The 23934-nt window shown below is 42.9% G+C and carries 28 protein-coding genes and 2 riboswitches; of the genes, 5 read left to right on the top strand and 23 right to left on the bottom strand.

All coding sequences use genetic code 11. The features are described 5' to 3' along the window. Positions 1 to 435 precede the first annotated feature (435 nt). Both R7R78_RS21085 and R7R78_RS21080 read left to right on the top strand, forming a co-directional pair. Positions 436 to 1605 carry a D-alanyl-D-alanine carboxypeptidase family protein gene (locus R7R78_RS21085; RefSeq protein WP_017819852.1) on the top strand — a complete coding sequence of 390 codons (1170 nt, stop codon included), beginning with the start codon at positions 436 to 438 and terminating at the stop codon, positions 1603 to 1605. Between the two features lie 212 nt (positions 1606 to 1817). Continuing rightward, positions 1818 to 2225, top strand: coding sequence for an SPOR domain-containing protein (locus R7R78_RS21080; RefSeq protein WP_005373701.1), 408 nt, complete (start codon positions 1818 to 1820; stop codon positions 2223 to 2225). A 50-nt stretch (positions 2226 to 2275) separates the two neighbouring features. On the opposite strand, the gene R7R78_RS21075 is transcribed toward R7R78_RS21080, so the two are convergent. The 5 genes from R7R78_RS21075 to R7R78_RS21055 form a co-directional block, all read right to left on the bottom strand. Continuing rightward, positions 2276 to 2749 (bottom strand): peroxiredoxin, encoded by a 474-nt coding sequence (locus R7R78_RS21075; protein WP_167416163.1) that lies wholly within the window; start codon positions 2747 to 2749, stop codon positions 2276 to 2278. A gap of 126 nt (positions 2750 to 2875) precedes the next feature. Beyond that, positions 2876 to 3892 (bottom strand): adenosine deaminase, encoded by a 1017-nt coding sequence (locus tag R7R78_RS21070; RefSeq protein WP_005373696.1) that lies wholly within the window; start codon positions 3890 to 3892, stop codon positions 2876 to 2878. 89 nt (positions 3893 to 3981) lie between these two features. Continuing rightward, positions 3982 to 4081, bottom strand: a riboswitch (purine riboswitch). A 237-nt stretch (positions 4082 to 4318) separates the two neighbouring features. Then, positions 4319 to 4459 (bottom strand): PA3496 family putative envelope integrity protein, encoded by a 141-nt coding sequence (locus R7R78_RS21065; protein WP_017633782.1) that lies wholly within the window; start codon positions 4457 to 4459, stop codon positions 4319 to 4321. Between the two features lie 50 nt (positions 4460 to 4509). Continuing rightward, on the bottom strand, positions 4510 to 4719 hold the full coding sequence (locus R7R78_RS21060; RefSeq protein WP_005373692.1) for a hypothetical protein: 210 nt from the start codon (positions 4717 to 4719) through the stop codon (positions 4510 to 4512). Between the two features lie 241 nt (positions 4720 to 4960). Further along, positions 4961 to 5170, bottom strand: a complete 210-nt coding sequence (locus tag R7R78_RS21055) for a cold-shock protein (protein WP_005373691.1) — start codon at positions 5168 to 5170, stop codon at positions 4961 to 4963. Positions 5171 to 5571: 401 nt separating this feature from the next. Between R7R78_RS21055 and R7R78_RS21050 the strand changes: the two genes are divergently transcribed. Then, on the top strand, positions 5572 to 6420 hold the full coding sequence (locus R7R78_RS21050; RefSeq protein WP_167416162.1) for a pirin family protein: 849 nt from the start codon (positions 5572 to 5574) through the stop codon (positions 6418 to 6420). Between the two features lie 142 nt (positions 6421 to 6562). Here R7R78_RS21050 and R7R78_RS21045 read toward each other — a convergent pair whose 3' ends face one another. The 10 genes from R7R78_RS21045 to R7R78_RS21000 all read right to left on the bottom strand — a co-directional run bounded on the left by R7R78_RS21045 (position 6563) and on the right by R7R78_RS21000 (position 15601). Next, positions 6563 to 7411 carry a patatin family protein gene (locus R7R78_RS21045; RefSeq protein ID WP_167416161.1) on the bottom strand — a complete coding sequence of 283 codons (849 nt, stop codon included), beginning with the start codon at positions 7409 to 7411 and terminating at the stop codon, positions 6563 to 6565. Positions 7412 to 7669: 258 nt separating this feature from the next. Then, positions 7670 to 8008, bottom strand: coding sequence for a hypothetical protein (locus R7R78_RS21040; protein WP_017635147.1), 339 nt, complete (start codon positions 8006 to 8008; stop codon positions 7670 to 7672). A gap of 692 nt (positions 8009 to 8700) precedes the next feature. Continuing rightward, positions 8701 to 9132, bottom strand: a complete 432-nt coding sequence (locus tag R7R78_RS21035) for a YccF domain-containing protein (RefSeq protein ID WP_005373685.1) — start codon at positions 9130 to 9132, stop codon at positions 8701 to 8703. 218 nt (positions 9133 to 9350) lie between these two features. Further along, complete coding sequence (locus R7R78_RS21030) at positions 9351 to 10283, bottom strand: Gfo/Idh/MocA family protein (RefSeq protein WP_167416160.1); 933 nt, start codon at positions 10281 to 10283, stop codon at positions 9351 to 9353. A 123-nt stretch (positions 10284 to 10406) separates the two neighbouring features. Then, entirely contained in the window at positions 10407 to 12062 is a 1656-nt protein-coding gene (locus R7R78_RS21025) for a phosphoethanolamine transferase (RefSeq protein WP_225474195.1), read from the bottom strand. 21 nt (positions 12063 to 12083) lie between these two features. Further along, the gene (locus R7R78_RS21020; RefSeq protein WP_017635149.1) at positions 12084 to 12440 is read right to left on the bottom strand and encodes a diacylglycerol kinase; all 357 of its coding nucleotides are present in this window, start codon (positions 12438 to 12440) and stop codon (positions 12084 to 12086) included. Positions 12441 to 12567: 127 nt separating this feature from the next. Continuing rightward, entirely contained in the window at positions 12568 to 12960 is a 393-nt protein-coding gene (locus R7R78_RS21015) for a hypothetical protein (RefSeq protein ID WP_005385575.1), read from the bottom strand. A 119-nt stretch (positions 12961 to 13079) separates the two neighbouring features. Further along, complete coding sequence (locus R7R78_RS21010; RefSeq protein WP_005373675.1) at positions 13080 to 14378, bottom strand: ATP-binding protein; 1299 nt, start codon at positions 14376 to 14378, stop codon at positions 13080 to 13082. Beyond that, positions 14378 to 15091 carry a response regulator gene (locus tag R7R78_RS21005; RefSeq protein ID WP_005373673.1) on the bottom strand — a complete coding sequence of 238 codons (714 nt, stop codon included), beginning with the start codon at positions 15089 to 15091 and terminating at the stop codon, positions 14378 to 14380. Before R7R78_RS21005 ends, R7R78_RS21010 begins: the two co-directional genes overlap by 1 nt. A 213-nt stretch (positions 15092 to 15304) precedes the next feature. Next, positions 15305 to 15601: an isoamylase early set domain-containing protein gene (locus R7R78_RS21000; protein WP_053349287.1), complete on the bottom strand. Its 297-nt coding sequence runs from the start codon at positions 15599 to 15601 to the stop codon at positions 15305 to 15307. Between the two features lie 278 nt (positions 15602 to 15879). On the opposite strand from R7R78_RS21000, the gene R7R78_RS20995 reads away from it, so the two are divergent. Both R7R78_RS20995 and R7R78_RS20990 read left to right on the top strand, forming a co-directional pair. Beyond that, on the top strand, positions 15880 to 16260 hold the full coding sequence (locus R7R78_RS20995) for a hypothetical protein (protein ID WP_005373669.1): 381 nt from the start codon (positions 15880 to 15882) through the stop codon (positions 16258 to 16260). An 83-nt stretch (positions 16261 to 16343) separates the two neighbouring features. Next, complete coding sequence (locus R7R78_RS20990) at positions 16344 to 16943, top strand: thiol:disulfide interchange protein DsbA/DsbL (protein ID WP_137282779.1); 600 nt, start codon at positions 16344 to 16346, stop codon at positions 16941 to 16943. 70 nt (positions 16944 to 17013) lie between these two features. On the opposite strand, the gene R7R78_RS20985 is transcribed toward R7R78_RS20990, so the two are convergent. The 8 genes from R7R78_RS20985 to R7R78_RS20950 all read right to left on the bottom strand — a co-directional run bounded on the left by R7R78_RS20985 (position 17014) and on the right by R7R78_RS20950 (position 23664). Continuing rightward, on the bottom strand, positions 17014 to 17259 hold the full coding sequence (locus R7R78_RS20985; protein WP_005373664.1) for a hypothetical protein: 246 nt from the start codon (positions 17257 to 17259) through the stop codon (positions 17014 to 17016). Between the two features lie 152 nt (positions 17260 to 17411). Next, complete coding sequence (locus R7R78_RS20980) at positions 17412 to 17855, bottom strand: DUF3429 domain-containing protein (RefSeq protein ID WP_005396352.1); 444 nt, start codon at positions 17853 to 17855, stop codon at positions 17412 to 17414. Positions 17856 to 17865: 10 nt separating this feature from the next. Further along, positions 17866 to 18411, bottom strand: a complete 546-nt coding sequence (locus R7R78_RS20975; RefSeq protein WP_115386525.1) for a glutathione peroxidase — start codon at positions 18409 to 18411, stop codon at positions 17866 to 17868. Between the two features lie 105 nt (positions 18412 to 18516). Further along, on the bottom strand, positions 18517 to 19173 hold the full coding sequence (gene ribB, locus R7R78_RS20970) for a 3,4-dihydroxy-2-butanone-4-phosphate synthase (RefSeq protein WP_005373655.1): 657 nt from the start codon (positions 19171 to 19173) through the stop codon (positions 18517 to 18519). A gap of 113 nt (positions 19174 to 19286) precedes the next feature. After that, positions 19287 to 19427, bottom strand: a riboswitch (FMN riboswitch). A gap of 104 nt (positions 19428 to 19531) precedes the next feature. Beyond that, positions 19532 to 20149, bottom strand: coding sequence for a hypothetical protein (locus R7R78_RS20965; protein WP_005373653.1), 618 nt, complete (start codon positions 20147 to 20149; stop codon positions 19532 to 19534). Between the two features lie 117 nt (positions 20150 to 20266). Then, entirely contained in the window at positions 20267 to 22120 is a 1854-nt protein-coding gene (locus tag R7R78_RS20960) for an MFS transporter (RefSeq protein ID WP_213876900.1), read from the bottom strand. Between the two features lie 146 nt (positions 22121 to 22266). Beyond that, complete coding sequence (locus tag R7R78_RS20955) at positions 22267 to 23025, bottom strand: helix-turn-helix domain-containing protein (RefSeq protein ID WP_042522681.1); 759 nt, start codon at positions 23023 to 23025, stop codon at positions 22267 to 22269. Continuing rightward, positions 23026 to 23664: an HD domain-containing protein gene (locus R7R78_RS20950; protein WP_017819864.1), complete on the bottom strand. Its 639-nt coding sequence runs from the start codon at positions 23662 to 23664 to the stop codon at positions 23026 to 23028. Between the last annotated feature and the right edge of the window lie 270 nt (positions 23665 to 23934).

The raw sequence follows: 23934 nt of genomic DNA, 5'->3' as shown, positions 1-23934 counted from the left end.
TTATAATATTAGGTTTTTAAATTTATCGGTAATTAATTACGATTTTATGATGCGTTTTCAATATGTTTTCTTGGTAAGTAATTAGCTGGACTTATTGTTGATTGTTTTTGTTGTTTCCTATTTAGATATGGATAAAAGCTCAACTACTTTTCCTATACCAACTTACTCCCTGAATTGACTTGCGCGCTTTTTCTCCCCTCTCAAAAACATAGCGTTACGGAATTATTTTCGCTCCTGTTTCATTCTTCAAGACGAAAGCTCTACCTACCTCTCATTATTTTCGACAAACATTGAGTAAAAGTAACCAATCGTAACAAGGTGGCTGTAACTGAGCGCCGTTTCAATATACTCGTTTTTTAACTAGGTAATCCCGCGCTTTGAATTCATTCGGGTACCGTTTGTAAGCCTTAAATGCTACTAAGATAAGATGTCATGATGAGAAAAAGTACTATATTACACACAGTGTTAATTACAGGGTTCGCTGCTGTATCCTCGTTGGCTTATGCTGCGCCTTCAGTTGTGCCAAATGCGCCGGAACTCAGTTCTCGTGGTTATGTTTTGATGGACTTCCATACGGGGAAAGTACTGGTTGAACGTGATGCCCACAAACGTTTAAACCCCGCGAGTTTAACGAAGTTGATGACTGCTTATGTAGCTGGTCAAGAAATTAATACAGGCAATATTACGTTGAATGATGAGGTTGTCATCAGCCGAAATGCTTGGGCAAAAAATTTCCCAGATTCTTCAAAAATGTTTATTGAAGTCAATACTTCCGTTTCTTTGTCTGACTTATACCGTGGTCTGATTGTTCAATCTGGTAACGATGCCAGTGTCGCTATTGCTGAGCATGTTGCGGGAAGTGAATCAGGGTTTGTGAGTTTGATGAATAGTTGGGCCGCCAAGCTTGAATTGTCTAACACGGCATTCACCAACCCTCACGGCCTAGACAGTGACGGTTTATATTCGACACCTTATGATATTGCCAAGTTGGGCCAAGCGATTATTCGTGACTTACCTGATATCTATCCGCTGTATAGCGAAACCTCGTTTACTTACAATGGCATCACTCAATACAACCGTAATGGCTTGCTTCGTGATCGTAGTATGAATGTCGATGGCATGAAAACTGGTTATACAAGCGGCGCGGGTTATAGTCTAGCGACTTCTGCAACACAAGGTGATATGCGTTTGATTGCCGTAGTGATGGGAGCGAAGAGTGAGAATGTTCGTGAATCAGAAAGCAAGCAGCTGTTGAGTTATGGCTTCCGCTTTTACGATACGGTAATGCCGACTGAGGCGGGTGCGGAACTTGCGAAAGCTCGAGTTTGGATGGGCGAAAAAGACGAGCTTACTGTCGGCGTAGCTAACGATGTTTATCTCACTTTGCCAAAAGGAGATGTAAAAAATCTGCAAGCGGAAGTTGAATACAACGGTGATTTAGTTGCGCCAATTTCTGAGCAACAAGTGGTTGGTAAAGTGCTTTACAAAGTCGACGGTAAGGTCGTAAATGAAGCCGAGCTCGTTGCATTGGAGTCCGTGGAGGAAGGCAGTTTATTCAAGCGAATTTTAGACTGGTTTAAACAATTGGTCGCTAGCTGGTTCTAAACAGTAGCGAACTTCTGTCTATATCACTCTATCTTGTTAATGTTCTATTAAATCAATTTACTAAGGCGACCAACGTGGTCGCCTTACGTTTTTGGAATACTCGTTGCGTTAAAACGCAGGCCTTCTTGTAAGGGTGTGTTTTTACCTGACCAAGAGCGTTTTGTGTTTTTGGGTGCGAGAGAAAAGAAACTAGAACAAGAATGGAGTGACACGTGCACAAGATTTTATCTTTGACATTGATTTTATCGCTCATGGGCTGCGCTATGCCTTACCAGCAGGAGGTCGATAGCGGCCAATGTGTTGGAGTCATGACCTCTCAGGATGCATATGGTTATTTAAACCCAAACCATTACACAATGCAGGTACTCGCGCTAAAGCAAGAAAAAGATGTGAAAGATTATATTCGCTATATCGATCCTAAGCATCCGGTTTGGGTTAACTGGAAAAACAGCCGAGGCACGCGTTGGTATACGGTAACTGTTGGTGATTTTAAAACGAAACAGGATGCCTACAATGCGCTTTCTTCATTACCAAGCCGTGTAAAGCAGTCATCCCCGTTTGTGCTGACTTTTGCGGAAATGCAGCGTAAGCAACAAACGAGTGTTGTCAGAATGCGTTAGCCAACAAAAAACGGAAGCGATGGCTTCCGTTTTTGTATTTAGGAGTAAGCTTAAAGCGCCGATAAAATCGTTTCTGCTTTGCTTGCTTCAAACTCTTTTGGCTCTTCAACGTTAAGCTTAGTCACTGTGCCGTTTTCAATGATCATCGCGTAACGTTGTGAGCGAATACCACCAAAGCCGCCTGTATCCATTTCAAGACCCAATGCTTTAGTAAAGCTAGCGTCGCCATCACCCAACATCAGAATCTCAGAAGCATTTTGAGCTTCGCCCCACGCTTGCATCACAAATGCATCGTTTACAGAAACGCACGCAATTACATCAACACCTTTTGCCTTTAGCTCATCAGCTAATACCACATAGCCTGGTAGATGAGCTTCTGAACAGGTAGGGGTGAATGCGCCAGGTACAGCAAAGAGTACGACTTTCTTGTTCGCAAACAGTTCTGTAACGTCGTGGTTAACCATACCATCGGCAGTCAACTCACTTAGAGTTGCAACTGGTAGAGCTTGGCCTTGTTGAATCATGATTCTATTCCTTTTTGTGTGCTAGTTTAGCTTTCTCAGTCTAGCGTTTATAAATGCGGTTAACCACAGAGTTTTTGTAGGGTTTTAATACCTACGCGTTTGACCTAAGGCGTGGCACTGATGCCTTTATTGCAACGCTTCGTGCTGGTTTACGTATTGGCTAACAAGGTGACGATATTTCGCCTTTAACTCGTTATCGATAAAGCTGGCATCAATCGCGTTCATTGTAAATTGGGCAAGTTCACTCTTACTCATTGGATGTGCGTTGTTGACGGCCAGAAAGTTATCCGTCATGTAGCCACCAAAGTACACAGGATCGTCTGAGTTAATCGTTACGGCGACACCTTTTCGTAGCAAATCCACAATATTGTGATCTTTCATATCGTCGAATACACATAGCTTAAGATTCGATAACGGACACACTGTCAGTGGCATTTGGCTTTCGATTAAGGATTCAACTAATGCTTCATCATCAACACAGCGAACACCGTGATCCACGCGGCTCACGTAAAGCATTTCAATTGCATCGCTAATATTTTGTGCGGGGCCTTCTTCACCTGCGTGAGCAACGGTAAGTAAGCCTTCTTCTACTGCTTGTTTAAATACGCGCTTGAATTTAGCTGGCGGATGACCTTGTTCTGAAGAATCTAGTCCAACACCAATGATCTTATCACGGTGTTTCAGAATAGCCTGTAGGGTCTCTATGGCACTCTCTTCTGAAAGGTGACGGAGAAAACACGCAATAATTTGCGAGGTAATGCCAAGTTTTTCGTGACCATCTTTTAGCGCGCGAGCGATTCCATTGATAACAGTGTCAAAGTCTATGCCGCGTTCTGTGTGTGTTTGAGGGTCAAAAAAGATTTCGGTATGAACAACGTTGTCTTCTTTACAGTGCAGTAAGTATTCCCAAGTGAGATCGTAAAAATCTTGCTCCGTACGCAGAACTCCCGCTCCTTGGTAATAGAGGTCGAGAAATGATTGTAAGTCAGTGAACTGATATGCACTGCGTAGTTCACTCGGAGAAGAGTAAGGGATCTCGATGCCGTTTCGTTTTGCTAATTTGAATAAGAGTTCCGGCTCAAGTGAACCTTCGATATGTAAGTGCAGCTCTACTTTTGGAAGACCTTGAATAAATGCGTTCATATTCCACCTTATGTGTATTGTGGATGCAGTTACTCTAAGAATAGGTATAGATAGAAATAAATCGAACGCTATCACAAAGAGTAAGACCCACGATGATCTCAACTCTTCGTAATCAGCACTTTGCGGGAACTGGTAGAGACCCCCAAACCATATCATTGGGGTTATACGAAGCAAACGAGAGGGATTATACGCAAAAATATCGCTTTGGCTATACGCAAATAACCTAGCTGTCATTAGTCACGGGGTTTCCTGTGAGCGAAACGATTATTTGCAAGTCACTTGAGTATAGAGGAGCCAGTTGTTTTTGCGTGTGTGAGAGGCACGTGTAATTAGAAGAGTAGTCTAAAAGAGTGGAGATTCGTTTGAGCAAAGGTAGGTGGCGGTACCTTGCACAACGATAAAGGCAGAGAAAGCACTAGAGAGCATTTATAGATCGAATAACTTATCAAATTCTCTTTGTTCCATAATGTCTTCTATGCGGCGTCGAGTTTTCTGCTTTACCGCCGCCGCGTTTTGTTCAGACTCTTTTTTGTCTTTTTCTGACTGCTTCTTACTTTTTCTAGCCATTGGATACCTTCCAAATTAGTTGCATTATCCATTAATGCATGAAAACTGAATCAGTTAACAGTAAAACTTCCTAACTTTGAACCTGAATCACAGAGAATAGTTCCAGATTGCGTTTTCTCACAATATTCAAAATCGATCATAAAGCTATGAGAAAGAAGTTTCGGTAATACGTGTCTTCGTAAAATATCACCATTTAATTGATGTATTTTAGCGTTCCAAGAGGTTTGAGGTTGTTCTAAATTAAATTCAATTTCTAACATTTATTCTCCTGTTTTTTTAGTGATTTTCTCTTTGTTAAGTAATTGATACCAATGCCTTTGACGGCCAGTTCTTTTTGAGGACATGATTTTTCCTATAAATAATAAATTAAGCAGTACTATTCAGTTTATTTTAGATAGCACAAAGCAATGCCTAAAATTAGGCTGAGTGATTGATGAAAGAATATTTTTGAAGGAGAGAGGTTTGGTGCAGCATGGGCATGCTACACCAAGAAAAGCAGTCTTATAGAGGAGTTACTTCAGTCGCTTGAGGACCTTTTTTACCTTGCTCTACATTGAAGCTTACTTTCTGACCTTCAGTCAGTGTTTTGAAACCGTCAGAAACGATAGCGTTAAAGTGTACGAATACATCTTGGCCGCCGTTGTCTTGAGATAGAAAACCGAAGCCTTTAGTTTCGTTAAACCATTTTACTGAACCAGTTACTTTAGACATAAAAATACCTTTGAATTAAACATTAAAATTATGATTTGTTTTGTGGATCTTTTCTAAGCTATTGAATGTTCAATCAAGAGGAAGTTGTACGCAGGTGTCTGAATTGGGGATTCAAGATTTTACTGAGAGGAAACTTAAACTAAATGTTGCATTAACAGCTCTCTTCTAAGAGCCAAGGCACACTATACACCTTGTTTAGAAAATAGCTACATTTATTTTAGATAAATTAAATGTGCTCATTATTAACTCGATAAATTGTATTGTTCGAAAAAGTTGAATAAGTAGAACGAATAGTATGGCTCATAATTTTAGCTCATCAACCTAAAATAGAACCTTATCGATAGCCATAGATTGAACATGCGATTTGCAAGCGGTCACAAAGATAAACTAGGAGAACTAGTATGAGTACATTCAGAGAAATTCGTCAGCTTATTCCTGCGCAAGCTACTGCTGATGGTGATGGAGTGAAAATTCGCCGAGTAGCGGGTTTCAATCATGCTAGCTTTTCTCCATTTTTGATGATGGATGAACTCAAATCAGAAGACCGTGCTGACTATATCGGCGGTTTCCCTCCGCATCCGCACCGCGGTATCGAGACGCTTACTTATATGTTGAAAGGTCATTTCCAGCATCGTGATCATATGGATAATGTTGGCGAGCTTCGTTCCGGTGGTGCACAGTGGATGGCAGCAGGAAGAGGCGTCATCCATAGCGAAATGCCTATTATGAAGGAAGGCGAACTGCATGGTTTCCAAATTTGGATTAACCAGCCTGCGAAAAATAAGATGCAGCCAGCTCAATATCATGACTTTCAACCTGAAACGATCACTGAGTTTGATACTCCGAATACGGGGGTTGTACGTTTGATTGCGGGTCATATGACTATAAACAACGAACGAATTCAGGGGCCGCTAACAGAGACAGGTGTTGCTGCCACGGTAGCCGATTGGAGAGCGATGGGTGGTCAAGCTTTGAATTTGAACACGGATCAAGACAACAACATGATGCTCTATGTCTATAAAGGTCGTATTCAATTAAAAGGTCGTGAGATCAATCAAGGCGAAATGGCCATTTTATCGAAAGGTGAATGGGTTGAATTGCAGGCCGAAAAAGAGAGTGGTGCACTGATCTTTATTGGTGAGCCAATTAATGAACCCGTGGTGCATTATGGCCCTTTTGTCATGAATAGCATGGAAGAGATAGAACAAGCCATCCAAGACTACAACTCTGGGTTGTTTGAAACTTACTAGTTTTGACAGCCTACTCGCTTTTTCAGTTAGCGAGCAAATTAAAACAGTTTTGAGCCTGAATATTGGGCTCGACCAGAAGCAAATACGATAATCCACTGCCATCGAATTTGCGTTAGCCACGTTTAATCCACGTGGCTTTTTTCTACTTCTGACTCCATCGTATGATGGCTTCCTTTCCTGCTTCAATTCCTAACTCATAAGCATGACGCAGTGGTGCTGGCGATCGACTCAGCCGTTTCAACTTGAATGTTTCAGGAGGACACACTTGAATGATTTTGATACCAGGTGGTGGGTTGTTGATCAGCGCTAAGGTCTGATTGTAGCGAACTTCACGTGTCAACATCGGTTCAATTAATCCGGGCGTTTCTTTCAACATCCTCCTAGTTAGGGCGCTGAATCTTCCTCTTGGCTTTTGATAGCTTGCGGGCTGGCTGCGTAAAATCATAATCTTTTTGGCTCCTCGCTTTATTGCTTCTGCAACAGGAAGTGCGTCTGAGACGCCACCATCAACGTATCTAATTCCGTTCAGTGATACGCCATTTCGGTAAAGTACAGGCAGTGCGCTGCTGGCTTTCATTGTTTCTGCCAAGTCGTCGACATCAGGAAGGTGGTACTCCGCTTGCCCATTGTCTTGACGCGTCACGCCTAAAAAGAAAGGTCGTGAATCAGCTTTGAGCGCAGATTTATCGATGCCAAGTTCTTCGAGGGTGACATTCCACATCCAGTCTAAGTTCATCATATCACCACCACGTAGAAGTTGAGATGGAGAGATAAATTCTTTTCTTAAGCTGTAATCGAGGTAGATTTTTAAGTTACGTCCGGGCATTTTAGCTAAGTAGGCAGCCAAGTTGCTAGCACCCGCAGACACTCCCCAAAAGCTATCAAATGGAGAGAACTCGCTAGCAAGAAAATGATCGAGTATGCCGCATGAAAATACGCCTCGCATGGCTCCACCTTCGACAATCAATGCTCGAGAGCCTACTTTTTCCATCACTTCGCTCCACTCTTTATCAATCGGATAATAGCGTGCAGCTTAACGCATAATGGTTTTATACCCAAGTGGGCCAAAGGTCTAGGTTGCGTTCCTTTGAATAAAAAGGGCATCAATGGATGCCCTTGTCACTTTTAGCCTATGGAATTGCGGGTAATTGAGTCACTAATTTAGTGAAGGAGACCGAGCCAATTAGCCCCCCTGACATAGAGCCATACCTGTAGTCCCATACTGATCGTTGTTGGAATAGTTTGATGATCACTTGTTAAATAGGCATACAAACACTATCCAGAGCGTTGTAAGCAAAAGTAATGGGGTGAATACTTTCTGGATAGAAGCGCCATCAGTTAAATTGTAAATTTTGATGGATTCATTATAGAACGCTCGTTTGAATTCTTTGAAGCTAATGTCGCTCTTCGCATGCGACTGTTCATAGTGCTGGTGTGCAGCGTCCGATAGCTGGTATTCCAAGTCTTGGAGCTCGTACTCCTTGTTAAAAAACGCATCCCAAGCCGAAAGGCGGGCTATCGTTTTAGGAGATGGATCACCATTTAGTTTCTCTAGACGTTTAGCATAAGCTGCTTGATATTTATCCACGGTATATTCCTGTCTGAATAGACGTTGAGTTAGAACATATGTAAAAAAGAAAAATAAGTAATAAAAGGTTTTTTACGTTCTATACCTGTGATAAATGCTAAAAAGTTCAATGCTCTAGCGCTCCGATGTCGCAAATGATATTGATGGAATTGCTCTGCGACAAATAAAATAATTACTCTAGATAACAACGAATTTTTGTTGTTTTTTTAAAAACTGATCATGAGATTGAGTGGGGATTTTTACCGAGAAGAATTTCGCTACTGTAACTGTCTATATTTACTCAAAAAGAGAAAATCTTAGAAGCTTTCTTTGATTGATGTGAGATATTTTAGGTCGAAAAGCATTAATTTTGGCTATGATTATAGTTCGTCTTTTTTGTTGTTGAACTCTACTTCGAGGGGGGAAAGAACCCATATTTCGAGCATAGGATAGCTCGCTTTTTCGTTACGTCGTTCTTGGAGTTTGAATCAGTGACGACGCTATGAGTCTAGCATCTTGAACTCACTTGGGTGTATTGATTAATTATAAAAGTAAAGCAGTGCTGAGCTAGGATAAACTTCAACGTAAAGGTGACGGTATGAATATACAATCAGCCATTATTGAATATGCGATAGCGATTATAGGCTTACTTTTGACGGGCGTTACCCTCTGAGCATGACTGCCCAGAGGATAGAAAGTGCATTAGCCGATCGCTAACGATTGATGTTATATCGAGCCATTGCAGCTTCTTCAGACGATACAACCGTTTTACCAATTGGTGCGAGTGAAATAACCGCTAGCTTGAGGTGTTGGAGCGCAAACGGAATGCCGATTATGGTGACAAAGCATGCTGCGGCAGAAAGTACGTGACCGATAGCTAACCAAAGGCCTGCAAATACAAACCAAAGGACGTTACCAATAACGCCGAGCGGACTCGTGCCAATGTCCATTTCATTGGTCAATTCATCGCGTGAGATGGCCTCTTTACCGAATGGGAAAAAGGAAAAATTACCCATAACGATACACGCACGCCCCCAAGGTATTCCGATGATGCTAATAAAGGCCAAAATACCAAAAAACCACCATAGCAACCCCATAAATACGCCACCAAATACAAACCAAATGATGTTACCAAGTGTTCTCATTCTATTTCCTTTATTCTTGAATGTGATGATCCAGATACCTGAGAGCACCGTAAAACAAATCTAAACCGTCTGTTTTGTCGATGTGTGCTTTCGTGCCCTCATTGACCTGATTGATAGAATAATCGCCGTAGTCTTAACAGAGAATGAATGCCTTCCCTAAGGCAAGTCTTTTTAGTATAGAGCGTAATACTCAATCAAGCATATAGCCAAGAATCGCATTATCTAGAGACAACTTTCTCGAGATATTGACAAATTTGCTCTGCCAATCGATGGCTGGCAATGTTGCGTGTTACTACTTCATCAGCAATATTTCCAGACTCAACGACGCCAAACCAATCGAGCAACATCGAATGGAAACCTTTACTCGTCAGCATTGGCGTCCAGTCTTTCAAATTGATTTTTTGCTCTTGGTTAGCTTGCCATAGTTTGCCTTCAACGAAGGAGTCGAACTCAACTGCCTTGTTTGCATAACAAGCTTGAACGCGCTCTGTAGTGATACCGAAGTGGCGATTCATCGAGGCGTGGAGCAAAGTATCTCCATGTTGCCACTGAATATCTAAACGCGCCAACTGACCACCTTCAAGTTGATGAGTTACATAAGCATCTCTTAGATCGGCTTTGGCTGTGACGTTAACGCTGTCTAATGGGTGAATAAAATCATCAAATATAAAGGTACGAACATCCCCCGGTAGTTGGTGACGGTTCTTTTCCCAGCGTAGCGACTTTAAGTCAGATATGTTGCCTTGCTGCACTTGTGGCATATGTTGGTTGTAAAGTGGAATGTGACGACGGTTAAAGCCCACATAGAGTGGCTGTCTCTCTTTTTCGGCAATGTCGTACAGCTTTTCCACGTCATCAGCACTGTTCGCTAATGGTTTGTCGACAAAGGTTGGAATTCCATGCTGCAGAAAAAATGCCGCTATTTGAGGGTGTACGCTTGTTGCCGCATGAATCATGACGGCATCGACGCCAAAGTGTAGAAGTTGCTGGTAGTCTTGGCAGATCTCTGAGATTCGATACTGCTTAGCCAGGCTCTCAAGTGTGTTTGGGTTGCGGGTACAAAATACAAGTTCGATATTTGGAAGCTGAGTGATAACAGGAAGGTATGCTTTCTGAGCGATATCCCCTAGACCAATAATACCAATTTTCATCCTAGTCCTTATCTCGATGTATGGATCGCGGACTGTCAGTATAACGCTTGGCGCGGCGATGAGTTTAAATACCTTGTTAGAAAAAGCCTGATTCACACTTTGAGCCAGGCTTTATTGAATGATTCAGGAAACGGCTCGGCAGGCTTTGAATATATCTAACTTGCTATCGTAGGCTTGAGTTTGTACATCCATAATGCCTAATAAAGAGTGGAATACGTTATCATGTGAGTATTGGCCTGCATTCTGTGCTTGTTTATACAAACAGTCGGTATTGATCTGCTTCGCTTGTTTAAAGCCCGAAGACAGCCACATGATCAAAGGAACGCGTTTTTGGAAATCTGGTGCAAGGCCATAAGGCATACCATGTAAGAACAATCCATTTTCGCCTAGTGACTCACCGTGATCCGATATATAAATTAGCGCGGTATTATACTCAGACTCTAACGCTTTAAGTTTTTTGATGGTTTCTGCCAATACAAGATCGGTGTAGCGTATGGTATTGTCATATGTGTTCACTATTTGTTCGATGCTACAGTTTTCGATATCTGCACGTGGACAGTCTGGTTTAAAGAAGGCGTTGTCTCTTGGGTAACGCTGAAAATAGGTCGGACCGTGGCTTCCTATAAGGTGCATGGCGACCACTCGGTTACCGTGCATATCCGCGACTTCCTGATCAAAATGATCTAATAGCGCCATGTCGTAACAAGTTTGGCCATTACACATAGGGCTTACTTGCTTTCGATCCACTTCAATTTTCTTGATCTTGTGGGCTACTTCTTTATCCCCACCGTCATTTTCTTTCCAAATGAGGTCAACCCCAGCGCGCAGCATTATATCGAGAGCATTGTCCTGGTTATCCGCTTTGGTGCGTTCAAACTCGTTTCGCGTGAGCTGTGAAAACATACAAGGCACAGATACAGCAGTCGCGGTGCCACAAGATGCGACGTCTTGAAATGAGATAACATCCAATTTACTAGTATAAGGGTTTGTCTCTCGTGTATAGCCATTGAGTTGGTAGTTCTGCGTTCGAGCGGTTTCTCCTACGACAAAAACCAGTAGTGTTGGTTTGCGCTGTGCTTGCTGTACGGCGCTATCTGACTGCTTTGCATCTGTGCCGATTTCTCGATATGGCTCTGGCGTGGTGAAATATTTCTCCTTCACATACCCGGTCGTGCTGTAAACGAACTGGGTGGGTATGATGATTTTTTTTAGGTGGCTATTGTTGCGCCCTACAGATGCGTAGTCTTGATAGTACACGCTGGCAATGACGGCGATGACAGCTAGCGACGACAGCATCGATACTAATTTGGTAATAGAGAAGTACAGTAATTGGTGACGTTGAGATTGCAGCTTGACCTTAAAGACAATTATCGATGGGATAACTCCCATAATCAGCGTCCAAATTACAGAGTGAGCACTCAGGTAAGAACTCGCCTCGCTCGAATCGGTTTCAACAATATTGGCAATCATTCCAGAATCGAAAAGTGTGCCATAGTTATAGCTTGCGTAGCTCACCATACTTGAAACAATGATTAAAATTATAAAGAACGGCTTGCCGATCCAAGGCCAACTAAATAAATTAAAAAGGAAATTGAGCGCGGCAAGAAAGAAAATTGGTATTGTGATAATAAATCCAATCTTGACATTATCTAAGTGTGTAAAGATGCCGATCAGTTCTTTATAAATAGGGATATTTACGACGAGAGCGAAATACAGCGCCAACAGGAAAGTAAAGGTAACGTAAGAGATACCTCTCTGTTGTAAATCATGTGTCTTCATAATGAGTGTCTTGAATAAAAATTAGAGCAAGAACGAAGCCCAAATAAAAAGGGCAAGAGTTAACGCAACAAATACTGCTGCTGAGCCAATATCTTTGGCTCTACCACTGAGCTCGTGCCAGTCATCGCTAACACGGTCGACAACCGCTTCTACGGCGGAGTTAATGAGTTCGACGATCAATACCAAGAACAGGCTACTGATCATCAGCACTCTTTCGTATGTGGTGACAGGAAGGAAAAAAGCACAGACGGAAAGCACCAAGGCGAGAATCAATTCTTGTCTAAAAGCGGCTTCGTGTGTCCATGCGGCTTTCAATCCTTGAAATGAATAGCCGGTCGCATCCATGACACGGCGTATACCTGTTTTACCTGGCTTCAAAATATGACCTTACTATTTAAGCATTGGGATGGAACACATATCCCAGAGAGGTAACGAGATTAATCGTTACAGCGTGAAACATTTGTGAATAGAATCCATCGCGCGATAATTTAAGAAAAGTGCTTATTTAATCAAGATCGTAGACGGTATAGCCTTTGTGCTGGAGGCATTTACGCAATACGAGAGATTGAGTTTTGGTTGAATCATTTGTTCCACTCAAAGCACCAGCTCCAGCTCCTACAGCACCGCCGGCAGCAGCACCGACAGCCGCTCCACCTAATCCGTCTTCTAGCGCACCAGCAGCTGCGCCGATCAATGCGCCTGTAACTGCCCCATTAGTGGCTTCAGATTTCGCTGCCTCTGATTTGTCGACATTTTCTGCATAGCCTTGGCAGTAAAGAAAGTCTTGTTCATATGTACTAGGGTCGACATTGGTCATGTCGACGACAGGTTTTTGGTTGTAGGCGCAAGCTGTAAGCGTAGAAGTAAGCGCCATAATCAGGATAAAAGATTTATACATGAGTACTATCCATTTAGTGTGTGAATCTTATGGATTAAATGTACACTGTTTTATTGTTGGGCTCTGTCGCTTGAGTGTATTGAAGTGTCGTCTTCTGTAAACGGGGTAGGAAGGTTAAGTTAACTGTCTGATTTTTTGAGGCTAAGTGTGAAGCAAGCTCCTCCAAGTGGGCTATGGCAAATCGAAACTTCTCCACGTTGAAGCTCCATTATCTGTCTGACAATCGCCAAACCGAGCCCAAACCCGCTCGTCTTTTTGTTGCGAGATTCATCCGCGCTGTAAAATGGTTCGAATAGATGAGGCCAATGCTTTTCTTCAATACCTATGCCATCATCATGAACATTGATGAAGCAGCGGTGCTGATCGTGTTTTATCTCTACTAAAATCTGCTTATCTGCGTACCGCATTGCATTGCGCAGCAAGTTATCTAAGGCTCGCTTTAACAATTTTGGGTCAGCAAACGCGAGAACGTTTTCTGAGTTTACTTCTTGAAGCGAGATAGCGAGCGTAGTCTCTTTTTGCCATCTCTGTCGTAACTCTTTGACTAAGTTGAATAGGACGACTTCTTCTTGAGTTTGTAATGCTGTGTCAGGACGCTCCATCTTTGCGTAGTAAAGCAATTCTTCAACCATTTCTTCCATCTCGTCAATGTCTTCGACGATACTGTAAACATACTTTTTCTGTTGTTCAGTTAAGGTTGAATCCGATAACAAATCTGCTTGCCATTGTAAGCGGAAGATTGGGGTACGCAATTCATGTGCAACGGCGTTAGTTAGCATTTTATTGCTAGTGATCAAGCGAGATACTTTATCGGCCATCGTGTTAAAGCTTTTGTTTAACGTCCCAACAGACTTAGCGCTTGAGGTACTAGCTCGAGCCTTGAAATTACCTGAGGCAAACTCAACGGTCACTCTCTCTAGCTCTCGAATCCGACGGCTTAAGAACCAGATCAACAATATGCAATACAGAGCAAATCCAGCTAAAAAGAACAACCAAACTATATTGTCATCAAAGTTGGCTGCTTTAACCACAGGACTATTCGGATTATCGCTCATTTTAAAGATAGGCGTACTCGCATCTAGGCGGAACCAGATATCCCTTTCTTCATCGTAAGCGACGTTAACGGAGGTATCACTTTCAAACGCCTTTTTGATGTCTGTTGGAAGCTCTTCAAGCGTATGAGGCACCAACAAACGATGGCTTGATGTGGCAAATTGTTCCAACTGTTGTTGAGTATATTCTAATCCGTGTTCTTTATAGATAGGATAGATCAGATCGTGAAAAGCTTGACCCTCATGCTCTTGTAATAGGTAGTCATAATCTGTGTTGATCTCATAAACTAAGAACTCGTATCCCCACAAGCTAGCCATAAACAGAATGATAAGGCCAACAAAGCTTTCCAGATAAATACGTCTCATTATTCATTCCATGCATCAGGCATAAATAGGTAGCCTTTGCCGCGAACGGTAATGATTTTTTGTGGTGAGCAAGAAGCATCGCCTAGCTTCTTTCTCAGTGTCACTATGCGATTATCAATGGTGCGGTCTGTTCCATCGTATTCAATACCACGCAGTGTTTTGGTCAGCCACTCGCGTGATAGTGTTTTTTCAGCATGCGTTGCAAGAACCCACAACAAATCGAACTCGCCGTCTGTCAGCGCAATTTCTTCTTGGTTCATTACGCACGATTTACGCAACCGGTTTAAACACAGAACACCAATTTGTAGGCCGTTTTCGGACTCGGTAGGCGCCGCCTCTTTTCTTCTTAATAGCATGCGAATACGAGCCAGCAATACGCGAGGTTTGATGGGTTTAGTAACAAAGTCATCTGCGCCTATTTCTAATGCGGCGACATGATCGAAGTCATCATCACTTGCTGTTAGCATCAACACTTTGCCTTTGTAGCATTCTCGGATTTGACGACATACACTCAGACCATCTTGCCCGGGTAGCATCAAATCTAACAGCACCACGTCTGGTTGTGTGTCAATAATCGCATTGGGTGCGTCCGTCCCATTGTCGATACATTTGACCTGAAAACCTTGTTCAACAAAATACTCACCCAACATAGTTTGTAATTTGGGATCGTCTTCCACAATGATTAGAGATGGTTTGATTTGTTGTGCGTTCATTTAAGTGATGTATACAATATTTAATATCAATGGAACTTAAACAAATTTACGAATTATTTCAAATAAAGCTTTCTCAGAATAAGGTTATCGGATGAGTTAATTGGATAAAATTGCCAATTAATGATTTAAATCTAATCACCAATCACATTTCGAGAGATGTAAAAAGGCGCAACGTTTGCGCCTAGGTATGGAATCTTAAAGCGAAATTACCGCTTATTCGGTGGTACATACGACGCTGTTGTCGCTGCCAAATGCATTTGGAACGTAAGCATCAGCTTGTGGGTCATTTTCCCACTTCGCGTCATCGAGCAAGTAACGGAACTGAACATTCCGCGCTTTAGGTAAGCGGGTTTTAAATTTAAACTGACGACTTTTCTTCACTAATTTCATCGGTTCTGGCTGCCAGTTGTTGAAGTCTCCAGCAATTTGGACAGAGTCCCACTGATCTTTATCTAGCTCGAACGTGACTTCGACTTCATCTTTTGTCTTAAAGAATCTTTTTTTAAGCATTGATCTTTCCTTGTTCGTACAAAAACTGTTCTAACTATTACTCGTGTTTCATAATGATTTCAAGTTTTATCGAATTGTTGCTGGTATCTGATGAGGGGAGTATCCGAACGGTGAATAGCTCGTTGTGCTGGTTTCGTGTACTGAGGGAGCGTTAGAGAGAAAATTCACTAGCCTAAAATAGTCAAAGAACAGAGTTTGTTAGCGAGCCGAGAGTCCGTATCTTGAAGTCAAACCGTTATCATGTATTATCTTAAATCACCATTTTCCTTGATGTAGCTATGTTGAAGTTTAACCGTACATTGTTGACTGCGATAGTTTGCTTAGTTGCTATGCTTTTGAGTAGTGTCGCTCCTGTGGCGCAGGCTTCCGCTCCGATGAAAACAATTGAAGTACGCGATCTTATTGTTCAACAGGCTGCTCTGCACAAACAACTTGGCGTCAATGACGACTGCGTAGAATCACATCACGATGAGTCAGCCATCAATAAGGCACAACAATCTCACACGAGTTGTAGCTCTTCCTGCATGGTCAAAATTCCCGCCAACTTATCTCAAAACGACTTACTGCTTCTTCCTTATAGCCTTGCTTTGATTGATAGGCCTCTAGTCGAAAAAGTAGTGACAGTGATCACCAAGCTTTATCGTCCTCCGATTGTTTAATTCCTCATCTCAAATTACTTGGGGTTTACCCCTTTTTACCAAATGAAATGATTTGGCATTTGAATGCCACAAGGAAATAAACAATGAAAAAACTACTTGCCTTATGTAGTGCAATTTTACTGACTTTTACCGCTCATGCAGCGCAATTTGAAGAAGGGAAGCACTACAAAGTTCTGGATGTTAAGAAAGCATCGAAACCTGTTGTGACGGAATTCTTTTCTTTTTATTGCCCACATTGCTACAAGTTTGAGTCGCTTATTGAGCGTTTAAAACCTGCTCTGCCAAAAGAGGCAAAGTTTGAAAAGGTACATGTGGGGTTCATGGGCGGAGATATGGCGATTCCGATGGCCAAGTCCTACGCGACGATGGTGTCGCTCGGGGTTGAAGATACAATGATTCCTGCCATGTTTGCCCAAATTCATCAAAAGCGACAAGCGCCAAAAGACGAAGCTGAGCTGAAACAACTCTTCGTTGATAATGGCGTAGAAGGTAAGAAGTTTGATGCGGCTTACAACAGTTTCGCCGTAAACTCAATGCAGAAAGGTTTTGATAAGCAATTCTCTGCCAGCACGTTAAGAGGGGTTCCGGGTGTGGTTGTGAACAATAAATACATTGTTTTGGCCAACGAAATTCGTACTTACGACGAGTACAATCAATTAGTTAATTACTTATTGACGCTGTAACTATAAATAGCATTGAAGCTTAAAAATGGCGACAGTAGAGTCGCCATTTTTTATGCTTATCACACTCGTATTATCTAAGAACGCTTGTACATGCTTGAGTCGGAACACTAGTCATAAATATGGCATGCGGATAAAACAAGCTAGCAGCAGTGATTGCAACATTACATGGCTGAGCAATCGTAGTTTTAATCACATTGGTAAGCACAGCGCCTGTATTATTTACTGTTTGAGCGGCGGCTTGTTGTGCCTGGTAAGACACGCAACCTGTCGTTGCATTGATCATCGCAGTGCTAAACAAAAGTTTGCGAAAAAACATATTCATATCCTTTGTGAATGCTTTGAATTACTTATATGTGGATTGATTCATAAATGAAACAAAACAGTGTTCAAAATATGTGTGCATTCACGAAATGAACATTGTTTTATAAAAAGACGTTTTTTTGTGATCTTAGTACTGGACAGACCAGGTTATGAAACTAAAGCCAATCCGTGCATTACGATTACGCCGAAGGTCAGTTTGCTCCTCATTCCTTGATATCCCTTGGGCTCGGCGTCTTGTTCGACTTTCCTCACGAGCTTTTCTGCATACCAAACAGCAAGGTACCCAATTGCTAAGAGTAGGGTTGCGACTGCGTAATGTTTGTGGCCCTGCAGTAGTGCGCCCCAAGCTAGTAAGACAAAAAGGTTGCTGAGAATTAATATATTTCGGCTAAGGCGGTGGTAGTAATGCTCAATGCCATTACCCCAAAGGATGCCGGATAAAAAACTTAATATAACGGCGCTATATGCGATGAAAAATTGCTGACCACTTAAATTGAAGAGTGAGATGTCAGTGAAAATCAGCCCTAAACTAAACACAAATGGAACCAGGCCTAAGTAACCGAGTTGTAGCATGGTTGAGCGTGTTGTCATGGTCGTCACCTTACAATTGTTGCTCTATCATATTGGTAAGCGTAGTACTTGTCGGTGATGTGGAGCTTGGAAAAGTAGCAATAACTTTACCTTCAGAGCTAATTAGAAACTTGTAGAAGTTCCATTTTGGTTTTATGCCTGCTTGGTTAGTAATCTGGTTGAAGACTGGGTTCGCATCTACACCTAATACTGAAGAGCGAGCCATCATTGGAAAGGTGACCCCGTAATCGAGATAACAGACTTTCGCTGTGTTTGTTTCGCTTCCTCTATCTTGTCGAAAGTCATTGCTCGGGAAACCGATAACGGTGAAGTTTTGGTCTTTGTAAGTTTGATAGAGGGTTTCTAACTGTTCGAACTGAGGAGTGAAGCCGCACTGGCTTGCTGTATTGACGATTAGTAGTGTCTTTCCCTTAAAGCTTTCGCATAGATCGACTTCTTCCGTTGAGTTTAACAACCTTTGCTTACCTTGAAGAATATCAGGGCACTCAGATGCAAGAGTAAGCGAATTCATGGAGAGAAAGCTAACGAGAGCGGCGAGTTTCAGTAATCCTTTCATGGTGTTGTTCCCCTTGTTTTCAATAAGTATAACTACTCAAGTGCAAAGAGGATCGATCAAAAAAGCCGCACAAATGCGCGGCTTTTTTCAAGAGCTGAGATCTGACTATGCCAGTTTCAACTCGAACTGGTTTAGGTACATTACCATATCTTCAATCGTCAGTACCGGCATGTTGTGCAGGCGACCGAATGCTACGATCTCCGGTGCCTTTGCCATCGTGCCATCTGGATTGGTCACTTCACATAGTACGCCAGCGGGTTGAAGCCCTGCCATTTGCATCAGGTCAATCGTACCTTCTGTGTGACCACGGCGAGTCATTACACCACCTGGACGTGCGCGCAGAGGGAATACGTGGCCCGGGCGAGCAAGATCTTCAGGTTTCGCATGCGGGTTTGCCGCCGTTTTAATGGTCGTCACTCGGTCTGCTGCTGAAACCCCCGTTGTTACACCAACTTTCGCTTCAATAGAAACCGTAAATGCGGTTTGGTTTGCGCTGTTGTTGTTTACTACCATTGGAGGCAGTTCCAGTTTGTCTGCTTGAGCATCTGTCAAGCACAAACAAACGATGCCGCTACATTCGCGGATCATCAATGCCATTTGCTCGTTAGTGAGGTGCTCGACTGAATAAATGATATCGCCTTCGTTTTCGCGATCTTCATCATCAAGAAGCAGTACGCCACGGCCTTCTTTTAAAGCGATAAGTGCGTTTTCAACGCGAGTAATTGGGTCGCCGAATTCGGCAAGTAGTGATGACTGATTCATGGTTAACTCCTAAATTTCACCAGAATCAGGGCGGTATGAGAGATCGCCGTAAAATACGATCAAAAAGAAGTGCACCAGCATTCTTAGCGATCTGACTCGCTATGCTGGTGTATTCTTATTCTCTTTCATCCGGACTATAACCGTCGGCTCTGGCATCTCACCAGATCTGCTGACCTCGACGAATCGAGCGCTCGCGGGCTCACTTGAAAAAGTATACCGCCGGTGGGGAATTTCGCCCCGCCCTGAGAACAATTAAAAATGTACCACTTCATCTAAGTTGTGAAGAAGTGGAGCTAGGATAGTACTGCGAACTGAATAGCTTGGAAAGTCGATTCCATCTGTATGATGGAAAAGTGTGCTATCGACGGAAATAATCTGTGCGAATAAAGTGATCAATCTGCTGCGGCACGAAGGTGTTGTAAATCAGGCTCGTATGCGTTTGCTTCACTTCGATATGATCTTGCATACCGTCCAGTCTTGTCTCTTCTACGGTAACGGTACCGTCCGACATGGTGTTGTCATTACGGATCAACAATGGGCGAGCGCCAATCGGCATCGTTCCTGCGATACTGCCGAGTTTTTGAGGGAAATCCCAAGCGTCATCATGTTTGTTTAATCCGTGGTGTGGCGAATTGCCTAAAATTGCACCCAATCCGAGATCTTGAATTCGACCTACAATGGACGCGCCTTTCAGAGGCGAACCGATAGCGACAACATGAGAGATTAAGTTAGTGCTCGGTTTTCTGTTGGCGAGATAGCGCTTAATCATCAAGCCTCCCAAGCTGTGTCCCACGAGCACGTTTGTGGTCAGTGGATTAAGCGAATGATCAATAGAATCAAACAGTGAAGACTCATCGATAGCAACGGTGTTATAGCTGAGTACTTGCGTTTCGTATCCGAGTTTTCTCAGCTTTTGGCTAAGAGGCTGCATGACCAGCCCATGCATATAAAGACCATGTAAGATGATGATTTTCATAATACCTCCTAGATTTATGACGTCGTAGATATCCTACTCTAATTGACAAGAAACTACTTGTGCTTTGTGGTGCATATTTACGTTTTGCTGCAAAGTTTGACTGCTGTAGCAAGCGACTCAGCCCAGTAAATCCTGTACTTGTTGTTGCAATTGATGACGATTTAAAGACGCAGGACTTAACACTTCACCGATAACAACATCCACTTTTGACCAAAAACGAGTCGGTCGTTTTGTGAGAGCATGTCCGCCTTTGTGGCTGAAAAAAGAACCCCAAAGCCCTTTTAACGCCATAGGGATGACAGGAACAGGGTTACGTTCAAGGATTTTCTCTACACCAGGGCGAAACTCACCCAATTGACCGTTAGACGTTAAACGACCCTCAGGGAAGATACAGACAACCTCACCGTCGTTAAGTGCTTGTTCAATCTGTTCAAATGCTCGTCGGTAAGTGTCGGCACACTTACGTGGAGAACAGATCGGGATAACACCGGCATGACGGAATACATATTTAAGAACAGGTAGCTCGCTGATGGATTTGTCCATCACAAAACGAACCGGGCGAGTAGAGGTTCCCATCAAAATCAATGCATCGACATAGCTAACATGGTTAGCCACGATTAACGCAGCACCTTGTTCAGGAATATGTTGGCGCCCCTTTACGGACACACGATACATACAATGGCTGAGTAAATAACTGATAAAGCGTTGTGTGAATTCCGGTACTTGACGATAGACATAGATTGCCACGAAGAAGTTACCTATTGCCATCATGACAAACAGTTCCACAATAGAAAGCTCTAGTACGCTGAGTACAACGATCGAAACCAAAGCAGACACCACCATAAACAACGCATTCATGATGTTGTTAGCAGCAATGGCACGTGCACACTCCCCTTTGTTTGAACGCGATTGGATGAACGCATAAAGAGGAACAATAAAGACACCGCCGCTTACACCAACAAGGAACAGGTCAATCATGACGCGTAGATGTTTTGATTCAGCAACGAAGCTTTGAACATCATAAAAGTGCACCGGAAGTGATGGATAACTTGGGACTGCCCATAGCAAGTCGACGCCAAAGACTGTCAGACCAAGGATACCGAATGGCAAAATACCAAGCTCAACGTGGTTGAAAGAGAGCTTTTCACACAACCAAGAGCCTGTCGCGATACCAATGGAAAACAATGCCAACAGTAAAGAAACGACAGTGCTATCTGCGAACAAATGTTCGCGTGCGAAGTTAGGGAATTGAGTTAGGTAAGTCGCACCCATGAACCAGAACCAACTGATGGCAAGAATAGACATCCAGATGCCTCTCTGCTTTTTTGCCACTTTTAACGTGTTCTTTAAACCAGAAATCGGTTCAAATTTCGCTTTGTCATCTGATTGGCTAGGCATCGCTGGAATATTCACGCTGCTCATGAACCCAAGCAAAGACAAGGCAATCACGGTACAAGAAGCAATCAAGGTACCATTAGGAATGGCTAGCAGCAGGCCTGCGCTAAGCGTACCTATAAGAATCGAAAGAAACGTGCCCATTTCAACCCAAGCATTTCCTTTAACAAGCTCATTTGGTTTGAGCGCTTGTGGTAGTAAGGCGTATTTCACGGGGCCAAAATAGGCCGATTGAGTGCCTGTCATAAACAGCAGAACCAGCATCAGCATGGCACTTTGGGTGGCAATAGCGGTTGCTGCGCAAGACATGATAGCCAGCTCGATGAGCTTTAGACGTCGGATTAATTTGGCTTTGTCCATGCTGTCAGCGACGGCACCAGCATGCGCTGAGAATAGAAAGAAAGGTAGGATGAATAAGCCTGCCGCCAAATTAACGAATAGATTGACGGATATTGGTAGGTTATCAATTTGGCTGTATGTCACCATCAATAACAGAACGTTTTTGTAGATGTTGTCATTGAGTGCGCCAAGGCATTGCGTCACAAAGTAAGGAAAAAAGCGTTTTGAGAAAAACATACGGGCCCCGATTAAACAAAGTCGAATGAGATGGGAGCACTTTATGCTCAATGAACGATTAAACCAGCTTTCTCTTTCAAGTGACGTTGTATGCCACCAAAAGTAACGAAATTCGTTGCTTTTATTTCCATTTGTTTATTGAGTTACTAATTGCGAGACTTATTGGTGAGTTTTCTTTCCCATGGTTCAAACAGAGGGAACGTCCAGCGACGCATCGCAATAATCAGAGAGGTGCCGTGTTTTTCGTCCATATCGAGAGAGCTATCACTTTGGCAAGCCTGATAAAACTCATCGATGACCTTTTGCAGTTTCTGTTGTAGCTTCTTGTTGGTTGGTACACTCATCAATCCTGTTGCCATGGAGAACTTTTCATCTTCACCAGAAAAGTAGCTTTGGAAAAAGGCGTCTTGAACTTGCTGTTGGAAGAACCGTTGAATAGGGCCGCCCATCTGCCACTTAAATGTCGGAGATATACGCAAACGAATTTTGTTATTTGGCTGCAAGTCGATGATGTTCAGCCGATCCAAATGAGCAAGCTTTTGCACCAGTTCCAACTCATTGAAGGTATATTGCTGAACGATTTGTTCAAACTGATAGCCATTTACAACACAGATCGCCACGAGCAGCAGGGCTTTATCGTCAACCAGCTGCTTTTCTTGCTCTAACGTTAGCGACTCTAGACCTTTATTGTGCGCAGCCGCGAGCTTAAATAGTTCCGCCATTTCTAAACCAATCAATTGGCAAATTCGTTCTAAGCGCTCAAGGCTAATGTGCTGACCTTCAGCGAGTAAACGTTTGACGCTTCCTTCACTTAAATTAAGGTGTTGTGCAACATCCGCATAATGCAGCCCAGCTAACTTTAGTTGGCGTTTAAGCTCTTTAATTAACGTATAGCTTTCTGACATTTACGCTGTTACCTCGTCGTGTAACTGCTCTAGGTACGTTTGCATAAAGGTTTTGCGTTTTTGCGCTTCGCGTCTCGCTGACTCCGTGTTCATGGTTTCAGCGATTTTGAATAACTTGGTTTGAAAGTGATCCAGAGTGAATTGTTTATCGTTAAGTTCACGTTCTTCGGCAAATATATCGCTGTCGTTGTAAAGTTGCGCGTTAAATTGAGTGCTGACTTGAATGCATCGCGTCACGCCAATTGCGCCTAAAGCGTCCAGACGGTCGGCATCTTGGACGATTTTGGCTTCCAACGTATTTGGCCTGATGTTTGCGCTAAAGCTGTGTGCCTCTATCGCATGAGCAATGGCATCATGATATTGCTGCGGATAATCGATACTCTCTAAAAATGCGACCGCTTTTTTGGCTGCGATGATTGAGCTCTCTTTGCGATTTGGGTGATCTTTCGGGTAAGTAAAGCAATCATGCAAATAGGCAGCCGGTAATACAATCGCGATGTCTGCATTTTCTTCTTTGCAGAGCTGTTTCGCTGTTTTGACCACGCGTTTTACGTGTTTAAGATCATGAGCTGCATCTACTTGCATCTCTTGCTGCATAAATTCCAAAAATTGCGGTTCTATCTGGCTTAATGACGTCATGGTTCATATCTACAACTAAAATGAAGTCAGAAGTATGCCCAACGCTTAGAATAATTTCCAAGTGCGATGGTGTAATTGAGATTCAGCCACCAGAACCTTGTGCAACGTTTGGTACTGAGCCGTTTTATATGGCCTTTCAATGTGTTCAGTGGTTTATGAGACAAGAATAGACAGAGCGAGCAGTGATGTTTACCTGACCCGTCCTGATATGGGTTGACACTTTTTAACTAAAACGCTCGATGTACTTCATCGGGCGTTTTGTATTTTAAA

The organism is Vibrio sp. 2134-1, from assembly GCF_033339495.1.
This window is presented reverse-complemented; position numbering and strand designations above follow the sequence as displayed.

Coding starts and splice junctions, on each gene's coding strand:
- R7R78_RS21085 (WP_017819852.1), top strand. CDS start 436: ATGAGAAAAAGTACTATATTACACACAGTGTTAATTACAGGGTTCGCT.
- R7R78_RS21075 (WP_167416163.1), bottom strand. CDS start 2,749: ATGATTCAACAAGGCCAAGCTCTACCAGTTGCAACTCTAAGTGAGTTG.
- R7R78_RS21070 (WP_005373696.1), bottom strand. CDS start 3,892: ATGAACGCATTTATTCAAGGTCTTCCAAAAGTAGAGCTGCACTTACAT.
- R7R78_RS21065 (WP_017633782.1), bottom strand. CDS start 4,459: ATGGCTAGAAAAAGTAAGAAGCAGTCAGAAAAAGACAAAAAAGAGTCT.
- R7R78_RS21060 (WP_005373692.1), bottom strand. CDS start 4,719: ATGTTAGAAATTGAATTTAATTTAGAACAACCTCAAACCTCTTGGAAC.
- R7R78_RS21055 (WP_005373691.1), bottom strand. CDS start 5,170: ATGTCTAAAGTAACTGGTTCAGTAAAATGGTTTAACGAAACTAAAGGC.
- R7R78_RS21050 (WP_167416162.1), top strand. CDS start 5,572: ATGAGTACATTCAGAGAAATTCGTCAGCTTATTCCTGCGCAAGCTACT.
- R7R78_RS21045 (WP_167416161.1), bottom strand. CDS start 7,411: ATGGAAAAAGTAGGCTCTCGAGCATTGATTGTCGAAGGTGGAGCCATG.
- R7R78_RS21035 (WP_005373685.1), bottom strand. CDS start 9,132: ATGAGAACACTTGGTAACATCATTTGGTTTGTATTTGGTGGCGTATTT.
- R7R78_RS21030 (WP_167416160.1), bottom strand. CDS start 10,283: ATGAAAATTGGTATTATTGGTCTAGGGGATATCGCTCAGAAAGCATAC.
- R7R78_RS21025 (WP_225474195.1), bottom strand. CDS start 12,062: ATGAAGACACATGATTTACAACAGAGAGGTATCTCTTACGTTACCTTT.
- R7R78_RS21015 (WP_005385575.1), bottom strand. CDS start 12,960: ATGTATAAATCTTTTATCCTGATTATGGCGCTTACTTCTACGCTTACA.
- R7R78_RS21010 (WP_005373675.1), bottom strand. CDS start 14,378: ATGAGACGTATTTATCTGGAAAGCTTTGTTGGCCTTATCATTCTGTTT.
- R7R78_RS21005 (WP_005373673.1), bottom strand. CDS start 15,091: ATGAACGCACAACAAATCAAACCATCTCTAATCATTGTGGAAGACGAT.
- R7R78_RS21000 (WP_053349287.1), bottom strand. CDS start 15,601: ATGCTTAAAAAAAGATTCTTTAAGACAAAAGATGAAGTCGAAGTCACG.
- R7R78_RS20995 (WP_005373669.1), top strand. CDS start 15,880: ATGTTGAAGTTTAACCGTACATTGTTGACTGCGATAGTTTGCTTAGTT.
- R7R78_RS20990 (WP_137282779.1), top strand. CDS start 16,344: ATGAAAAAACTACTTGCCTTATGTAGTGCAATTTTACTGACTTTTACC.
- R7R78_RS20985 (WP_005373664.1), bottom strand. CDS start 17,259: ATGTTTTTTCGCAAACTTTTGTTTAGCACTGCGATGATCAATGCAACG.
- R7R78_RS20980 (WP_005396352.1), bottom strand. CDS start 17,855: ATGACAACACGCTCAACCATGCTACAACTCGGTTACTTAGGCCTGGTT.
- R7R78_RS20975 (WP_115386525.1), bottom strand. CDS start 18,411: ATGAAAGGATTACTGAAACTCGCCGCTCTCGTTAGCTTTCTCTCCATG.
- ribB (WP_005373655.1), bottom strand. CDS start 19,173: ATGAATCAGTCATCACTACTTGCCGAATTCGGCGACCCAATTACTCGC.
- R7R78_RS20965 (WP_005373653.1), bottom strand. CDS start 20,149: ATGAAAATCATCATCTTACATGGTCTTTATATGCATGGGCTGGTCATG.
- R7R78_RS20960 (WP_213876900.1), bottom strand. CDS start 22,120: ATGTTTTTCTCAAAACGCTTTTTTCCTTACTTTGTGACGCAATGCCTT.
- R7R78_RS20955 (WP_042522681.1), bottom strand. CDS start 23,025: ATGTCAGAAAGCTATACGTTAATTAAAGAGCTTAAACGCCAACTAAAG.
- R7R78_RS20950 (WP_017819864.1), bottom strand. CDS start 23,664: ATGACGTCATTAAGCCAGATAGAACCGCAATTTTTGGAATTTATGCAG.